Origin of the sequence: Streptomyces sp. NPDC086077 (assembly GCF_040686175.1) — a bacterium.
Lineage (GTDB): Bacteria > Actinomycetota > Actinomycetes > Streptomycetales > Streptomycetaceae > Streptomyces.
In genome coordinates, this window is the sequence record NZ_JBFBJT010000026.1 from 1 (window position 1) to 16624 (window position 16624).

A 16624-nucleotide genomic window follows, 5' to 3' on the forward strand; every position below is an offset into this window, starting at 1 on the left:
GGCACCGGTCTTCCGGTGCCGGGCCCGCGGCATTCACACACCGTGTGCACGCCGGGCACGCATATGCCCCGCGCACACGCTCCCCACGCACCCACCAGGCGAGTTGACTCATGGTGCGCATGCAAAGGATGTGATTCGACTACGGAAAGGAGCGGTCCGTGACCGCCGATCCGGAGCATTCCGTCGTCCACGGTGAACTCGCAGAGTTACGGCGCCGACTAGACGTGGCGTACGCACAAGTCGAGGGCGGGCTGGCGTTGCTCAGTCACCGCACCGAGGAGACGACCAAGGAACTGGACGAGGTGAACACCCGGCTCGTCACCCTGGAACACTCCCGCTGGCCGCTGCCGTCGGTCGCGGCCGTCACGGCCGTGGGCGCCCTGGTCGTGTCCCTCTGGCAGGCGCTGGGACGGTAGATCAGGGCAAGGTGTCCTGGCCCAGCCGGAGATGGTGAAGCAACAGCAGCGCGGCCGCCATGTTGGCGGCCGGGACCTCGCCGCGGGCGACCAGGTCGGGGACGACCTTGAGGGGGACCCACTCCCTGCGGTCCGACTCGAAGTCGTCCACCGGGTGCCCGACGTACTCACCCTCGTCGGCCCAGTAGATGTGGTGCCGGGCGTCGGTGAGTCCGTTGGACGGCTCCACGCTCATCAGGTGCCGCAGAGGCCCCGGCCGCCAGCCGGTCTCCTCCTCCAGCTCCCGGGCGGCCGCCCGCGCGATGTCCTCGCCGTCCTCGACGACGCCGGCGGCGAGTTCCCAACCCCAGCTGTCGGTGATGAAGCGGTGGCGCCACAGGAGCAGGACCTCGTTCGCCTCGTTCACCACCGTGGCCACGGCGACCGGCCGCATCCGTATCAGGAAGTGGTCGAGGTGCCGGCCGTCCGGCAGCTCCACATCCGCGAGATTGACGCTGAACCAGCGGTTTTCATAGACAGTTTGTTCGTTCTGTTTCGTCCACTGCACGGTTCTGCCACCTTCCATCGAGTAAGTGGCAATATCGCAGCAGGGACTCCGCAGCAGGGATCAGCAACGCCTACAGCGGTACACGCAGGGCCCCGTCGATGAGTTCGGCGGCCTCGGCCGTGCCCGCGCCACCGCTGCGCGCCAGATGCTCGCGCACCGCCCGGAGTCTGTCGCGCAGCCGCTGGGACTCCATGCCGCGGGCCTGCTCCGCCATCTGCACCGCGATGGCCACCGCCTTCTCGGCGTTTCCCTGACGCAGCTCGACCGTGCTGAGCATGGCGAGCCGGTGCACGCGGCCCCGGTCGTGCGCCGGGGTGTCCACGGCGGCAGCGGCGTGCTCCCCGGCGGCGGCCAGCTCACCGAGGCTGAGCAGCGCCTCCGCCACCTGGACGTTGACCAGGCCCGGCTGGACATAGCCGGTCTCGTCGGGTTCGTGGCCGCGCCGGATACGTTCGGCGGCCTGCTCGGCCCGCCGGATGCAGGACAGGGCGCTCGTGCCGTCGCCGAGGTGGGCGTACGCCTTCGCCTGCATCGCGTACAGATCGGAGGCCAGGGCGGGGGTGATCTGCTTGCCGGCGGCGCGCAGCGCGGCCTCGGCGAACGCGACCGCCTGGCGGTGCTCCCGCATGAACAGCGACTGGTTGACCAGCAGGGCGATCACATACGCGCCGAGCCCTCGGTCACCACTGGCCTTGGCGAGCCGCAGCGCCTGGTGGAAGTAGCGCTGGGCGAGCCCGTGCGCGTCGGAGTCGTACGCGCAGATCCCGGCGATCGCCACCAACCCGCCCGTGGCGCGGTGGAGTTGGCGGCCGGTGGCGTCGGTGTAGCCGCCCCGCAGCAGCGGCGCCGCCTCGGCGTTGAGGAAGCCGACGATCCGGGAGCGGGTCGCTATGCCACCGGCCTTGCGGTACAGCTGCTCGTAGTGGGCGCGGGCCGCGCGCAGCATGTCGAGGTCGGCGGGGGTGACCCGGTGCCGGCCGCCGCGGGAGACGTCCACGTCCTCGGGAGGGTTCTCCCACTCCCACACCGGCATCACCGCGGGCGTCCCGGTCACCGCCGGTGCGCCGAGGACGTGCGGCCGCTGCTGTTCGTCCGAGCGCCACAGGGCGGTGGCCCGCTCGACGAACCCGGACAGCGAGGTGGCGTGCGGGATCGCCTCCTGGCCCGGGACACCGAGACCGATGTCGTCGAGGGTGACCGGGCGGTGCAGCCGGGCGGCGAGCACCTCGCAGATCAGGTCGGGCACCTGACCGCGCGGCCGCTGGCCCTTCAACCAGCGGGCCACGGCGGTGTGTTCGTAGCGGAGCGCGAGCCCACGGGCGCGGCCGGCCTGGTTCACATGGGCCGCGAGACCGGCGTGCGAGATGCCCGCCTCGTCCAGGATCGCGTCGAGCAGAGTGTTGGGCTGCATGGGAGGCCCCCGGGTGGCTCGGTGCCGACAGCGTAGTGAATCCGGCTTCACACGGGGTGTGAACGGAGTGCGCGCATCCGCAGCGTGCGCGCACTGTTGCGGAGAGTTTCCAACCGGTTGACTGAATTGCCTCGCAAGAGGCCGGCCGGGCCGCCGGCTCCCCCTCGTACAGTGCGGCGGCCCTGCCGGGGGCTGTACAGGGGGCCGAGGGGCCAGCGGCGCGTTGTCGGCCGGGGGTGCGTCGTGGCCGGTCGCGCGGTTCCCCGCGCTCCTGGAGGGCGTGGGAGTTCGCGTTCGTTGCGGAGTATCAGGAGGGCCACGTCGTCGGGAAGGCTGCCGCTCGTATGCCGTGACAGGCGGGTGAACACGGCGCCCAGGACGTCCTGCGGAGAGAGCGTGCCGTTGTGGGCGGCCTCGGTCAGCACGTCCGCCAGCGGGAAGAACCGGCCATGCCCGTCCCTGGCGTCCTCGGCCCCGTCCGTGAAGAGGAACAGCGCGTCGCCCGGGCGGAGTGCGCCGTGGCGTACGGCGGGCAGGTCGGCCGGCAGCGGGAACGGGCCGAGCGGCGGCAGGGGCTCGGTCCGGGTCAGCGGCTCGACGCCGGTCTCCTGGAGCCGGTACGGCCAGGGATGGCCGCAGTTGAGCGCCCGCACCTCGCCGTCCGGGCAGATCTCCAGCAGCAGGACGGTCACGAACTCCTCGGCCTGCTCCACGCGTGGACGCTCGCGCAGGTGCCGGGCCAGCGCGCGGTCCAGTCTGAGCAGCACCCGGCCCAGTTCGGGCTCGTCGTGCACGGCCTCGCGGAAGCTGCCCAGCACGGCGGCGGCCGTCCCGAGCGCGTCGAGCCCATGCCCCCGTACGTCGCCCATCACGACCCGCACGCCGTGCTCGGTGGCGATGACCTCGTACAGGTCGCCGCCGACGGAGGAACCGCGTTCGGCGGACAGCTGGGCCGCGGCGACGTTCAGCCCGTCGACGCGTGGGGGCAGCGGCCGTAACAGCGCGCTCTGGGCGGCATCCGCGACGCGGCGGGCCTGTCTCAGCTCACGCAGCAGCGTCCGGCGGACATGGAGGACGAGGCCGGTGCCGACGGCGAAGAACACGGCGCTGGTGACGATCCGCGCGCCGAGGGAGGTCTGCTGGGCGAGCGGACAGGCCAGTTTGTACGTGATCGCCATGGCACCCCACACCGTGGGCAGCCCCAGGGCCCTGAAACGGATCATGCGGGTGGCCTCCCATGCAGGCCGTGACAGCGCAGACCGACCCCGAAAGGCCGGTCCGATTCTGTCGCCGCATGGCCCGGTAGGACCAGATCACCGGGACATCCCACCCGAACGAGTGAGGTGATGCCGAGGCCCCGAAGGGGCGGGGAACCGCGCGACCGGCCACGGACGACCCGTGACCGGCCCAGGACGCGGTCCCCCTCAGGGAACTAGCCGCGCAACTCCGCGCCCGTACGCTCCGTGGCCAGCGCGACCGCGGCATCCCGCGCCGCGGACGCCTCGTCGACGGTCAGCGTCCGGTCCCCGGCCCGGAAGCGCAGCGCGTACGCCAGCGACTTCCGGTCCGCGCCGAGCTGCTCGGCGTTCTCGTACACGTCGAACAGCCGGATGGACTCCAGCAGTTCGCCGGCGCCCTCGCGCAGCGCGGCCTCGACGTCCGCGTGCGCGACCGCCTGCTCGACGACCAGCGCGACGTCCTGCGTGGCCACCGGGAAGGAGGAGATGCTCGGCGCCTGCGGGGTGCCGTCCCCGACCTGCTCCAGGGCGTCCAGGTCCAGCTCCATCGCGCAGGTGCGCGCGGGCAGGCCCAGCGCCTTCAGGACACGCGGGTGCAGCTCACCCGCGTGGCCGACGACCCGCTCGGTGCCGTCGAGGGTGATCACGAGCTCGGCGCAGCGACCCGGGTGCCACGGCCCGTACTGGCCGCCGCGCACGACGAGTTCGGCACCGGCCTCGCGGGCGACCGTACGCGCCGCCTCGACCGCGTCGGCCCAGTCGCCCGGACGGCCCTTGCCCCACCAGCCGGCCTGCTCGCGGGCGCCCGCGAGGACGGCGGCGACATGGCGCGGCTGCTCGGGCAGCACGGCGTCGAGCGCGGCGATCTCCTCGGCGGTGGGCCGACGGTCGACCGGCAGATGAGCGGCGGTGCCCCTGCGCTCGGCGCGCGGGAGGAAGACCAGTCCGGTCTCGAACAGCGCGAGGTCGTGCGAGCCCCGGCCGTCGTTGCGGCGCAGCGCGCCGAGCAGGCCCGGCAGCAGCGAGGTACGAAGGGCGGGCTCCTCGTCGTTGAGCGGGTTGACCAGCTTGACCACGCGGCGGGCGGGGTCGTCGGCGTCCAGGCCGAGCTGGTCGAAGACCTGCTCGCCGACGAACGGGTAGTTCGGCGCCTCGACGTAGCCGGCCCCGGCCAGCGCCCGGCCGACCCGGCGGTGCAGCCGCTGCCGGTGCGTCAGACCGCGGCCCGAGGTGGGCCTGGGCAGCGTGGAGGGCAGGTTCTCGTAGCCCTCCAGGCGGATGACCTCCTCGGCGAGGTCGTTCTGCTCCAGGAGGTCGGGCCGCCAGGACGGCACGGTGACGATCAGCTCGTCCTGCCCGTACACGTCGCAACCGACCTGCTGGAGGCGCCGTACGACGGTCTCGCGGCCGTACTCGACGCCCGCGACCTTGTCCGGGTGGTCGGCCGCGACGGTGATGGTGTGCGGCGCGGACGGGGCCATGACCTCGGTGACACCGGCCTCGGCCGTGCCGCCCGCGAGCAGCACCAGCAGGTCGACCGTGCGCTGCGCGGCGGCCGACGCGGCCTGCGGGTCGACGCCCCGCTCGAAGCGGCGGGAGGCCTCGGAGGACAGCTTGTGGCGGCGGGCCGTGCGCGCGATCGACACCGCGTCGAAGTGCGCGGCCTCGATCACCACGTCGGTCGTGGCGCCCTCGGTGACGGGGGTCTCCCCTGCCCGAGCGGAGTCGAGAGCCTGGGGGAGGTCGGCGATCTCGGTGTCGGCGCCGCCCATGACGCCCGCGAGCCCGATGGGGCCACGGTCGTCGGTGATCACCAGGTCCTCGGCGTGCAGCTTGCGCTCGGCCCCGTCGAGGGTGACGATCTTCTCGCCCTCGGCCGCCCGGCGGACGCCGATGGTGCCCTGGACCAGCTTGCGGTCGTAGGCGTGCAGCGGCTGGCCGAGCTCCATCATCACGTAGTTGGTGACGTCGACCGCCAGCGAGATCGGGCGCATGCCGACCTTCTGCAGCCGTCGCCGGAGCCAGATCGGGGAGCGGGCCTCGGGGCGCAGCCCGGACACCGTACGGGCGGTGAAACGGTCGCAGCCCATCGGCTCGGACACCTTCACCGGGTAGCCGTAGGCGTTCGGCGCCGGTACGTCGAGCAGGGCCGGGTCGCGCAGCGGCAGGCCGTACGCGATGGCGGCCTCGCGGGCGACGCCGCGGAGGGACAGGCAGTCGCCGCGGTTGGCGGTGACGGCGATGTCCAGCACCTCGTCGACCAGCTCCAGCAGCTCGATCGCGTCCTTGCCGACCTCGGTCTCGGGCGGCAGCACGATGATGCCCTTGGTGCCGTCGTCGCCCATGCCCAGCTCGTCGCTCGAGCAGATCATGCCGTGCGAGGTCTTGCCGTAGGTCTGGCGCGCGGAGATCGAGAAGCCGCCCGGGAGGGTGGCGCCGGGCAGGACCACGACGACCTTGTCACCGACGGCGAAGTTGCGGGCGCCGCAGACGATCTCCTGGGGCTCACCGGTTCCGTTGGCCGTGCCGACGTCGACGGTGCAGAAGCGGATCGGCTTCTTGAAGCCCTCCAGCTCCTCGATGGTCAGCACCTGGCCGACGACCAGGGGGCCCTTGAGGCCGTCGCCGAGCTGCTCGACGGTCTCGACCTCCAGACCGGCCGAAATGAGCTTGGCCTGCACGTCACGACCGGTCTCCGTCTCCGGCAGGTCGACGTACTCCCGCAGCCAAGAAAGCGGGACCCGCATCAGATCTCCATCCCGAACGGCCGGGTGAACCGGACGTCACCCTCGACCATGTCTCGCATGTCCTCGACGTTGTGGCGGAACATCAGCATCCGCTCGATGCCGAACCCGAAGGCGAAGCCGCTGTACTTCTCCGGGTCGACGCCGCAGGCGGTGAGCACCCGCGGATTGACCATGCCGCAGCCGCCCAGCTCGATCCAGCCCTCGCTGGAGCAGGTGCGGCAGGGCCGGTCGGGGTTGCCGACGGAGTCGCCGCGGCAGACGTAGCACACCATGTCCATCTCGGCGGACGGCTCGGTGAACGGGAAGAAGTTCGGCCGCAGCCGGGTCTTCATGCCTTCGCCGAACAGCGACTGGACCATGTGGTCCAGGGTGCCCTTGAGGTCGGCCATGGTCAGGCCCTCGTCGACGGCGAGCAGCTCGACCTGGTGGAAGACCGGGGTGTGCGTGGCGTCCAGCTCGTCCGTGCGGTAGACGCGGCCGGGGCAGATCACGTAGACCGGCAGGTCGCGCTCCAGCAGGGAGCGGATCTGCACCGGCGAGGTGTGGGTGCGCAGCACGACACCGGACTCGGAGCCGCCGTCCTCGCCCTGCACGAAGAAGGTGTCGGCCTCACCGCGGGCAGGGTGGTCCGGGCCGATGTTGAGGGCGTCGAAGTTGAACCACTCGGCCTCGGCCTGCGGGCCCTCGGCGACCTCGTAGCCCATGGCGACGAAGACGTCCTCGATGCGCTCGGAGAGCGTGGTCAGGGGGTGCCGGGCGCCGGCGGGCACACGGTCGTGGGGCAGCGTGACGTCCACCGCCTCCTCCACCAGCACCCGGGCGTCCCGCTCGGCCTCCAGTTCGACCTGGCGCGCGGCCAGGGCCTTGTTGACGGCGCCGCGTGCCTGGCCGACCAGCTTTCCGGCGGCGGCCTTGGCGTGCGGGGGCAGGGCGCCGATCTCGCGGTTGGCCAGCGCCAGCGGGGAGGTGCCGCCGGTGTGGGCGACCTTGGCCTCCTGGAGCGCGTCGAGGGAGCCTGCGGCGGCGAAGGCGGCGAGCGCCTCGTCCCGCATGCGCTCGATCTCTTCCGGTTTCAACGCCTCGACCTCGACAGGGTCGTACGACTTATTGGGTGCCGACATCTCTTCCCGTGCTTCCGATTGGCTGGCTGAAGTCCCCGTCACCGACTGGATGGGCCGTCTGTGGGACACAAAGGTGCCAAAGGCCGAGTCTAACGGGGTGGGGGTGGACGAATGCGCCCGTGGCCGTCAGGCGAGATACGCCGGCGCGGCCACGGGCAACGTGAATCGGAACTCCGCGCCGCCGTCGGGGGCGCGTCCGACCGTGATGGTGCCGCCGTGGGCCTCGACGATGCCCTTGACGATGTACAGCCCGAGGCCCGTGCCGCCGCGCTTGCTGCCCCGCCAGAAGCGGGTGAAGACGCGGTTCATGGACTCCTCCGGGATGCCGGTGCCCTCGTCGCTCACGGTGACCGATGTGCCGGCGTCCTCTCCTTCGCGCGGGGACGCGGCGGGCGTGATGTCGATGGTGACGGTTCCCTCGCCGTGCCGCACCGCATTTTCGATGAGGTTGCTGAGCACCTGGTCGATCTTGTCGGGGTCGGCCCACAGCGCGGGCAGCGGCTGCTCCAGGCGCAGCAGGAACCGGTCGGCGGTCAGACCCGCGGCGACGTACGCCTGGATGTGCCGGCCGACGGCGGCGCCGATGTCGACCGGCTGGCGGCGCACCTCCAGCCGGCCCGAGTCGATCCGGGAGATGTCGAGCAGTTCGGCGATGAGCCGGGTGACGCGGTCGGCGTCGGCGTCGACGGTCTCCAGCATCAGCCGTTTCTGGTCGTCGGTGAACCTCTCCCACTTGGCCAGCAGCGTGGCCGTGAACCCCTTGACGGAGGTGAGCGGCGAGCGCAGCTCGTGGGCGACGGTGGCGATCAGCTCGGCGTGGCTGCGCTCGGTGCGGCGGCGGGCCTCGGTGTCCCGGAGCGAGACGACGACGCGGCGGACGGGTCCGGTGGGCTCGCCGCGCACGTAGCGCGCCGAGACGAGCACCTCCCGCCCGCCCGGCAGCAGCAGGTTCCGCTCCGGCTGCCGGACCCGGATGGCGAGGCCGCCGTAGGGGTCGGTCAGCTGCCACCAGCGCCGGCCCTCCAGGTCCTCCAGGGGCAGCGCCTTGTCGAGCGGCTGTCCGAGTACGTCGGTGGCGGCGACGGCGGTGATGCGTTCCGCGGCGGCGTTGAAGCAGATCACGTGCCCGTTCTCGTCGGCGACGACGAGGCCGTCGGGCAGTTCGTCGGGTTCGATGCCGAGCCCGGCGGGATCGCCTTGCCGGGACGCGGGCGGTCGCCGCACGTCCCGTCCCCCCGGAGCGCTGCTCGTGCCGACGCTCATCCGCGTACCCCACCTCTCAGACGGCGCAGGAGGCCCCCGAGCTGGTCACCCTACTAGCTCCCGGTCACGCTGCGGCAGCCTCCGGGGGCGCGCTGTGCACGGGCCGACGCGTAGAGGCATACGGCCGCGGCGGTCGCGAGGTTCAGGCTCTCGGCCTTCCCGTGGATCGGGACACGCACGACGGCGTCCGCGAGGGCGCGGGTCTCGTTGGGCAGGCCCCAGGCCTCGTTGCCGAAGACCCAGGCGGTCGGCCCGCCCATGGTGCCCTTGTCGAGCTCGTCGTCGAGGTCGTGCCGCCCGGCCCCGTCGGCGGCGAGGATGCGCACCCCGGCGTCCTTCAGTCCCGCGACGGCCCGCTCGACGGGCACCCCCACGGCGACCGGCAGATGGAACAGCGACCCGACGGAGGCGCGTACCGCCTTCGGGTTGTAGAGGTCGACGGACGCGTCGGTCAGGACGACGGCCTCGGCACCGGCGGCGTCCGCGCAGCGCAGCACGGTCCCGGCGTTGCCAGGGTCCCGCACGTGCGCGAGCACGGCGACGAGCCGGGGGCGGGCGGCGAGGATCTCCTCGAAGGGCGTGTCCAGGAACCGGCAGATGCCGACCAGCCCCTGCGGGGTCACGGTCGTGGAGATGTCGGCGATGACCTCTTCGGAGGCCAGATGCACCCGGGCGCCGGTGTCGCGGGCCTCGCCGACGATGTCGGCGTACCGCTCGGCGGCCTCGACGGTCGCGAACAGCTCCACCAGGGTCCCCGGCTGCGCCCCGGCCTCGCGCACGGCCTGCGGCCCCTCCGCGAGGAACAGCTGCTCCTTCCCCCGGAAGTTCCGCTTGGCCAGCCGCCGCGCGGCCAGGACCCGGGGTGAACGGGGGGAGATCAGCTCGGGGCTGGCGGGGGGCATGTGCAGCTCACCTTCGTACTACGGACCGCGCCGCGGATCACGGGCGCGAGTGGACCTACCCAGGGGCGCGGGGAACTGCGCGACCAGCCACCGGCGACCCGCGGCTTCGACGACCACGCGGACACAGCAGGACCCGCAGGCTGACACCTGCGGGTCCTCGGTCACGTCGGCCTAGAGCCGGCGCAGCGTCACGCGGCCTTCGGCGCGTTGACGTCCGCCGGCAGCGCCTTCTGCGCGACCTCGACGAGCGCGGCGAACGCGCCGGCGTCGTTCACGGCCAGCTCGGCCAGGATCTTGCGGTCGACCTCGACGTTCGCGGCCTTCAGACCCTGGATGAAGCGGTTGTACGTGATGCCGTTGGCGCGGGCAGCGGCGTTGATGCGCTGGATCCACAGCTGGCGGAAGTCACCCTTGCGCTTCTTGCGGTCGTTGTAGTTGTAGACCAGCGAGTGGGTGACCTGCTCCTTGGCCTTGCGGTACAGGCGCGAGCGCTGACCGCGGTAGCCGGAGGCCTGCTCGAGGATCGCCCGGCGCTTCTTGTGGGCGTTGACTGCCCGCTTGACGCGTGCCACTTTTTAACTCCTTGTAGCGGGGCCGTGGTTGTCCTCACACGGCCCGGAATCGATGGGGTCCCGGTCCAGACGTACGACGCTCAGTGGCGCCCGTACGTCACTTGCCGAGAAGCTTCTTGATCTTCGCGGCGTCGCCCGGGGCCATCTCGGCGTTGCCGGTGAGGCGACGCGTCACGCGGGACGACTTGTGCTCGAGCAGGTGGCGCTTGCCGGCGCGCTCACGGAGCACCTTGCCGGAGCCGGTGATCTTGAAGCGCTTGCTGGCACCGCTGTGCGACTTGTTCTTCGGCATAGCGCCGTTCTCTCCTCGTCGGTGGCGCTCCGGTGCCCGGTCACGAAAACCGGGCACGGTGGAGCGTCGCTCTCTGTTTCGGTTAGGTCCTGGGGACTCACGCCCCCCGGGGTCACGCCTCGGCGGAAGCCTCGGCCGGGGCCTCGGCGATCTCGCCGTCCGCCGGGATATCGCCGTCCGCGGCGTTCTGCGACTTGCCGGGGTTGGCCTTCGCCTCGGCCTTGCGGGCCTCCTGCGCCTGGCGAGCCTCGGCCATCGCCTCGGTCTTCTTCTTGTGCGGACCGAGAACCATGATCATGTTTCGGCCGTCCTGCTTCGGGTTCGACTCGACGAAACCGAGGTCCTGGACATCCTCCGCGAGCCGCTGCAGCAGCCGGTAGCCCAGCTCGGGCCGGGACTGCTCACGCCCACGGAACATGATCGTGATCTTGACCTTGTCGCCCTGCTTGAGGAACCGGACGACGTGACCCTTCTTGGTGTCATAGTCGTGCGGGTCGATCTTCGGCCGGAGCTTCATCTCCTTGATGACCGTGTGCGCCTGGTTCTTGCGCGCCTCACGGGCCTTCATGGCCGACTCGTACTTGAACTTCCCGTAGTCCATGAGCTTGCACACAGGCGGACGGGCGTTCGCCGCGACCTCGACCAGGTCCAGGTCGTACTCCTGCGCAAGCTCCAGTGCCTTAGCGAGCGGGACAATGCCCACCTGCTCGCCACTGGGACCGACAAGTCGCACCTCGGGAACGCGAATCCGGTCGTTGATGCGGGGCTCGGCGCTGATGGATCCTCCTCGGTAGCACCACGCGACGGTCTGGCGGACAGCCGCGTAACGTCTCTGTTCGATAGACCTAACCGCGCCGAAGCACAAAAAATGCCCCGGACGATCACAGGCGGGGGCTCCTCGAACAACCGGAGCGACCGCCGCGGTGACCGCGGGGCGCACTTTCGGGCGGGTGCCGTCACGGAGGACGGGACCGCCTGACCGGTGACCCGCCGCCCGGAAGAGCGGTCAGGTGGGAGTTCGACAGCCTCCACTTGTAGGTCGGGCTCGTTGTGCGGTGAGGCATACGTGTCCGACCGGTCGTTACACGAGGTTAGCAGCCTCGGCCGGAATCGGCTAACCGAGGCCCGCTGGGGCCGGTTCTCCCTCTGCCCCTATGGTGAAAGGCATGAGTGAAGAGACGCCCGACTTCAACGCCATGACCCGCGACATCGCCGAGGTCCCCGCGGTCGAGGTGATCGTGACGGTCGCCGTCAACCTGATGAGCGCGGCCGCGGTGAAGCTCGGTCTGACCGAGGAGGGCGAGAAGCACAAGGACCTGGACGAGGCCCGCAAGCTGATCCACGCCCTCGCCGGTCTGCTGGACGGGAGCGCGACCGAGATCAGCTCGTTCCACGCGGCCCCGCTGCGGGACGGCCTGAAGTCGCTCCAGCTGGCGTTCCGCGAGGCGTCCCTCGTGCCCGACGAGCCCGGCCAGGGCCCGGGCGAGAAGTACACGGGCCCGATCTACAGCTGATCCCGGCCTCAGGCCCGAGTCACCCTCGTACGTACAGGGGCTCGCCCGGTGGTGTGGTCCCGGCCGGCAGCAGTGCCAGGTCGAGGCCGCGCACCAGGCGGGCCCTCAGTGTCTCGTCGGCGGCCATCCGCCGCGCCACAGCGCGGGCGGCCACGGCGGGGGCGGCGGCCGGGTCGAGGACGAGGGCCAGGGTGCCGTCCGCCTGTCCGGGCCCCAGGTGGGCACGGAGCACGGCAGGCTCGGCGGCCACGGCGTCCCGTACCGCCGCGACGACCGCGGGGTCGGTGAGCGGGTCGGTGCTCGTGCGCCCCTCGGCCAGCGCGAGCAGCGCGGGGCCGGTCAGCTCGAACGGCACGGGACCGGCCAGGTCCAGCACGACCGTGTCCGCCTTCTCGTGCGCGGCGGCCTGGAGGGCCTGGTGCAGCGGTACGGCCACCGGACGGGCCTGCGCGTCCCAGCGGGCCAGCGCCTCGGTGGACGTGAAGGCGGGCAGGGCCGTGCGGCCGCCTGCCTTCAGCGTGGGTACGGCCATGTCGCTGGTCTTCTCGCGGCGCAGCCCGTTCTCGTCCTCCTCGACCTCGCCGAGCACGGCGACCACGGGGACGAGCAGCCGGGCGCCCTTCAGCGCGGCCAGCACGGGTCCCACGGCGGTGCGGTCCTCGGCCCAGGCGGCGAGCGCCGCGCTCAGCCGGGGGTCGGCGGAGCCGTCGTCGTCGGAGAAGCCGGGGTCGGGAATGTTCTTGTTCGCCACGGTCACCGACCCTATCGGGGGGAGCCGCAGACCGGCGCGGCGCCCACCATGGAGGTATGGACCGACCCGGAGTCCGCCGCGCCCTGATCGGCGCCTGCGCCGCCTCCGCCGTCGCGCTGGGCGGTACTGCGGGCGGTACGGCGTGGGCGCTCCCCGGGACCTGGGCCTTGTCGCCGGCCGTGACGCCGTCGGCCTCGGTGGCGGCGAGCGGGGAGGAGACAGGGATGGGCGGGGAGACGGGGATGGAAGGTGTGACGCGGTCGACGGTGGACCATGACGCCGCGCTGGCCCGGGCCATGGGGACCGTGCCGGTCGAGGACGGTGCCGAGGTGTCGGTGGCGGTGCTGGACCTGGCGTCCGGACGGAGCGCCGCGTACGGCGACGGAGCCTTCGGCACCGCGAGCATCGTCAAGGTGGACATCCTGGCGGCGCTGCTGCTCCAGGCGCAGGACGCCGGACGGGAACTGACGGCGAGGGAGAAGTCGTACGCCACCGCGATGATCGAGCGCAGCGACAACGACTCCGCGTCGGCCCTGTGGCGCGCCATCGGCGCGGAGGAGGGACTGGACGCCGCGAACGAGCGGTTCGGGCTGACCGGGACCGAGGGCGGCCACAGGATGGAGTGGGGGCTGACCAGCACGACGGTGGCCGACCAACTCGCCCTGCTGCGACAGGTGTTCGCGGCGGAATCGGAGCTGAGCGCGGCTTCGCGGGCGTATGTCCAGGAACTGATGGGGCGGGTGACCCGCGGTCAGCGGTGGGGGGTGTCGGCGGCCGGGGGCGCGTCCGGGTGGGCCCTGAAGAACGGCTGGCTGCCCCACAAGGAGACCGGGCTGTGGGACGTCCACAGCATCGGACGGGTGACGGCCGACGGCCGTGCCTTCCTGGTGGCGGTGCTGTCCGACGGCAACACGACGAAGGAGAGGGGCATCGCGCTGGTGGAGTCCGCGGCGCGGGCCGCCGTCTCGGTGTTCACCGCGGAGGCCCCGGCGTCCGCGAGGCCCGGCTGAGCGGGCGGAAGACGTCGTGGGAGTCGGGGGGCGGGCGCAGTGTCCGTCACGGGCCACGGTGGTCTGGGCTCGGGGTTCCCGTGCGCCCTCGGGAGGAGCGGGCCGCCGGTACGCGCCGACGGCGGACGGGGCGCCGAGCCGGTGCGGCTAGAAGGCGTCGTACTCGCGGCGGGCGCGCCAGAGCACCACGGCCGCGACCAGGAGGACGCCGCCCACGCTGCCGGCGAGGGGGCCGGCCCAGCTCGCGGTGTCGTCGTCGGAGTCTTCGGTGTCCGGGCCGGGGCCGAAGTACTTCTCGCCGTACGACGCCGAGCGCAGGCCTTCCGGGTCCAGGCGGCCGGCCTCCTCGATGGCGGCGGCCGGGTCGATGAAGCCGAAGCCCCGTGAGTCGTCGCGGCCGTCGGCGGGGGCGTCGCGGGCGGTGTCCTCGAGGAGCTGCTTGATCTGGGCCGGGGTCAGGCCGGGGTGGGCCGCCTTGACCAGGGCGACGGCGCCGGAGACGAAGGCGGCGGCGGCACTGGTGCCCCAGCCCTCGTAGTACTTGCGGTCGGGGTCGGCGATCACGACGTCGACGCCGGGGGCGCTGACCGTGGCGTACCAGCGGCGGGTGGAGAAGGAGGCGCGGGTGCCGAGGCGGTCGACGGCGGTCGCGGCGATCACCCCGGGGTAGGCGGCCGGGTAGGAGATGTGGTCGCCCTTCTCGCCGCCGTTGCCGGCCGAGGCGACGACGACGGAGCCCTTCCTCAGGGCGTACTGGACGGCCTCGTCCTCCGCGGGTTCGGGGTGCGCGGAGGCGGAGTCGTCGCCCAGGGAGAGGTTGATGACGTCGGCGCCCTGGTCGGCGGCCCAGCGGATGCCGTCGGCGAGGGCGTTGCCGCGGGTCTTGCGGGCCTTGGCGCGGGCCGGGTCGCCGTCCTCCAGGATGACGCGGACGGGCAGGATCCGGGCCTCCGGCGCGATGCCCATCACGCCGTCGCCGTTGCCGTCCCCATGACCGTGTCCGGCGATGATGCCGGCCATGGCGGTGCCGTGCCGGGCCCACGCCCGGTCCCCGCGGCCGGCGCCGAAGCCGACCATGTCCTTGGTGGCCAGCACGTTGCCCGCGAGGTCGGGGTGGTCGTCGTCGACGCCGGTGTCCAGGACGGCGACCGTGACGCCGGCGCCCTTGGTGGTCTGCCAGGCGTCCTCGGTGTGCATGGCCTCAAGGGCCCACTGCTGGCCGCGGATGCCGTCCGCGTGCGCCGCGGTGGGCGGCACCAGGGCGACGGAGGAGGCGAGCAGGACGCCGAGCAGTCCCGCCCTGCGGGTGGTGGGGTTCATGAGGGCCGTTCCGGGGACGACGTGACGGACTTGCGCAGGCCGCGCTCGACCCGGTCGGCGAGGCCCTTCGCCTCGTGGCCGAGGCCCGCCTGGGCGACGGCGGTGGTGGCGCCGGAGCGCGTGGCGTCGGCGGCGGACTGGGGCTCGTCGACGGTCCGGTCGTCGGCCCAGCCGGAGACGGCGTAGACGACGACCGGGGCGTCGGTCAGCACGGAGACCGTCCAGGACGCCCGCTGCCCGTCGCCGAAGCCCGCGGCGACGGTGTCCCGCGCGGCGTACGGGCGGGGCATCAGGTCGGTACGCCGGCCCAGGCGGTCCTTGTCGAAGCGGGTCTCCAGCGAGCGCATCGCGGCGGCGTCGGCCTTGGTGAAGAGCACGCCGACGGTGGTGACGTAGCTCTGGGTGGCGTCGGTGTACGTGGCGCGGAGCAGGCGCTCGCAGCCGACCGGGGCGAGGGCCTTGCCGAGCAGCGGGTCGAACGCTCCGGCGCAGTCGCTGTCCGGGGCGACGGCGATACGTGTCCAGAGCCGGTCGGCTCCGCCGGGGCCGGCGCCGCGGCCCTGCACGGTCGGCGGGAACAGCTGGTCGACGGGCACGCTGTGCCACAGGCCTCCGGCGGCCGCGTAGGTCCCGGGCTCGCCGCTCTCCCCGGAGTCCCCGGCCAGCCAACTCCCGGCCACTGCACCCCCGATGAGCCCGGCGCCGAGGACGAAGCAGACGGCCGCCGCGACGGTGCGCCGCCGGACGAGCGTGCCGGACCAGCCGGTCCGCGCGGGGTCGTCGAACGCCTCGGGCTCACCGAAGCCGACCACGGGCCGCGGCCGCCCCGAGCCGAACGACCCACCGGAGGTGTGCTGGGCACCCCAGGAGTGGACCGGATCCGGGGTCACGGCCGCGAGGGCTTCCGTCGAGCCGCCCCCAGGCCCACGCCTGCTCTCCGGCGCGACGGGCCGCAGGCGCCGGGTCGTCTCCGAGGGATCCGCGACGGGCGGCACGGCTGGACGGTGCCCCGGACGGGGCGGGGCATCGGGGAAACGGGCGGAGGCCGGCGGCGGGGGCGGGGCGACAGGGCAGGTGTCCCGGCTCCCCTCCGCACGACGGCCAGGAACCCGGGCGTCCAGCGGCGATGACCCACCGGAGCGCGTACCCGTGTCCGACGAGGAGGGGCCGGGGGACGGCGACGAGGAGGTGCGGGCCTGCGGGTGCTGGGGCTCGGGGGCCTTCGCGGGGGGTCTCGCGTCGGCGTTCGTCGGTCTCGGGGGGTGGGGCGGGCGGGGCGGGATCGGGGCGTGCTGCGCTTCCGTGCTCATGCAGCCCCCGTTTCCTCGTGCCCGTCTCCCCGTACGCGGGCCGCCTCGTCACGTCGTCGCACGCATACCCGCGCGGACGGTCCGGCATCCCGGCGCGGCGGCGGGCGGAGTCGTTCCTCCCTGCGTGCGCGTCACTCTACGGGTTGCCCCGGCAGATGAGGGAACCAGTCCGCGAGGCCGGGGCATCTGCCCGGAACATCCCCCTACCCT

Annotated in this window: 15 protein-coding genes and 1 pseudogene; 3 read left to right on the forward strand and 13 right to left on the reverse strand. The window is 72.8% G+C overall.

Annotated elements, in window-relative coordinates:
* Positions 1–158: 158 nt before the first annotated feature.
* Complete coding sequence (locus AB0O67_RS10565; protein ID WP_365448333.1) at positions 159–416, forward strand: hypothetical protein; 258 nt, start codon at positions 159–161, stop codon at positions 414–416.
* Between the two features lies 1 nt (position 417).
* Here the strand turns inward: AB0O67_RS10565 and AB0O67_RS10570 are convergent, their stop codons facing one another.
* From AB0O67_RS10570 to infC, 10 genes and pseudogenes are all read right to left on the reverse strand, one after another.
* Positions 418–963 carry an NUDIX hydrolase gene (locus AB0O67_RS10570; RefSeq protein WP_365448335.1) on the reverse strand — a complete coding sequence of 182 codons (546 nt, stop codon included), beginning with the start codon at positions 961–963 and terminating at the stop codon, positions 418–420.
* 70 nt (positions 964–1033) lie between these two features.
* Positions 1034–2374, reverse strand: coding sequence for a transcriptional regulator (locus AB0O67_RS10575; protein ID WP_365448337.1), 1341 nt, complete (start codon positions 2372–2374; stop codon positions 1034–1036).
* Between the two features lie 224 nt (positions 2375–2598).
* Positions 2599–3597: pseudogene (locus AB0O67_RS10580) on the reverse strand (PP2C family protein-serine/threonine phosphatase); the annotation flags it as partial.
* A 209-nt stretch (positions 3598–3806) separates the two neighbouring features.
* Positions 3807–6359, reverse strand: coding sequence for a phenylalanine--tRNA ligase subunit beta (pheT, locus tag AB0O67_RS10585; RefSeq protein ID WP_365448339.1), 2553 nt, complete (start codon positions 6357–6359; stop codon positions 3807–3809).
* A complete protein-coding gene (gene pheS, locus AB0O67_RS10590; RefSeq protein ID WP_365448341.1) occupies positions 6359–7480 on the reverse strand; it encodes a phenylalanine--tRNA ligase subunit alpha in 1122 nt (373 codons plus the stop codon). Before pheS ends, pheT begins: the two co-directional genes overlap by 1 nt.
* A gap of 126 nt (positions 7481–7606) precedes the next feature.
* The gene (locus AB0O67_RS10595) at positions 7607–8743 is read right to left on the reverse strand and encodes an ATP-binding protein (protein ID WP_365448343.1); all 1137 of its coding nucleotides are present in this window, start codon (positions 8741–8743) and stop codon (positions 7607–7609) included.
* Positions 8744–8796: 53 nt separating this feature from the next.
* Entirely contained in the window at positions 8797–9645 is an 849-nt protein-coding gene (locus AB0O67_RS10600) for an RNA methyltransferase (protein WP_365448345.1), read from the reverse strand.
* Positions 9646–9833: 188 nt separating this feature from the next.
* Positions 9834–10217: a 50S ribosomal protein L20 gene (gene rplT, locus AB0O67_RS10605; protein WP_055492778.1), complete on the reverse strand. Its 384-nt coding sequence runs from the start codon at positions 10215–10217 to the stop codon at positions 9834–9836.
* Positions 10218–10314: 97 nt separating this feature from the next.
* Entirely contained in the window at positions 10315–10509 is a 195-nt protein-coding gene (gene rpmI, locus AB0O67_RS10610; protein ID WP_003977225.1) for a 50S ribosomal protein L35, read from the reverse strand.
* Between the two features lie 112 nt (positions 10510–10621).
* Entirely contained in the window at positions 10622–11287 is a 666-nt protein-coding gene (gene infC, locus AB0O67_RS10615; RefSeq protein ID WP_365448425.1) for a translation initiation factor IF-3, read from the reverse strand.
* Positions 11288–11675: 388 nt separating this feature from the next.
* On the opposite strand from infC, the gene AB0O67_RS10620 reads away from it, so the two are divergent.
* Positions 11676–12023 (forward strand): DUF1844 domain-containing protein, encoded by a 348-nt coding sequence (locus AB0O67_RS10620; RefSeq protein ID WP_365448346.1) that lies wholly within the window; start codon positions 11676–11678, stop codon positions 12021–12023.
* 19 nt (positions 12024–12042) lie between these two features.
* Here AB0O67_RS10620 and AB0O67_RS10625 read toward each other — a convergent pair whose 3' ends face one another.
* Positions 12043–12774 (reverse strand): SseB family protein, encoded by a 732-nt coding sequence (locus tag AB0O67_RS10625; protein ID WP_365448347.1) that lies wholly within the window; start codon positions 12772–12774, stop codon positions 12043–12045.
* Positions 12775–12830: 56 nt separating this feature from the next.
* Here AB0O67_RS10625 and AB0O67_RS10630 point away from each other — a divergent pair, with 56 nt between their 5' ends.
* Positions 12831–13784, forward strand: a complete 954-nt coding sequence (locus AB0O67_RS10630) for a serine hydrolase (protein ID WP_365448348.1) — start codon at positions 12831–12833, stop codon at positions 13782–13784.
* Positions 13785–13931: 147 nt separating this feature from the next.
* Here the strand turns inward: AB0O67_RS10630 and mycP are convergent, their stop codons facing one another.
* A complete protein-coding gene (gene mycP / locus AB0O67_RS10635; protein WP_365448349.1) occupies positions 13932–15104 on the reverse strand; it encodes a type VII secretion-associated serine protease mycosin in 1173 nt (390 codons plus the stop codon).
* Positions 15101–16099, reverse strand: a complete 999-nt coding sequence (locus AB0O67_RS10640; protein ID WP_365448350.1) for a hypothetical protein — start codon at positions 16097–16099, stop codon at positions 15101–15103. The genes mycP and AB0O67_RS10640 overlap by 4 nt, the downstream gene beginning before the upstream one ends.
* Positions 16100–16624: the final 525 nt, after the last annotated feature.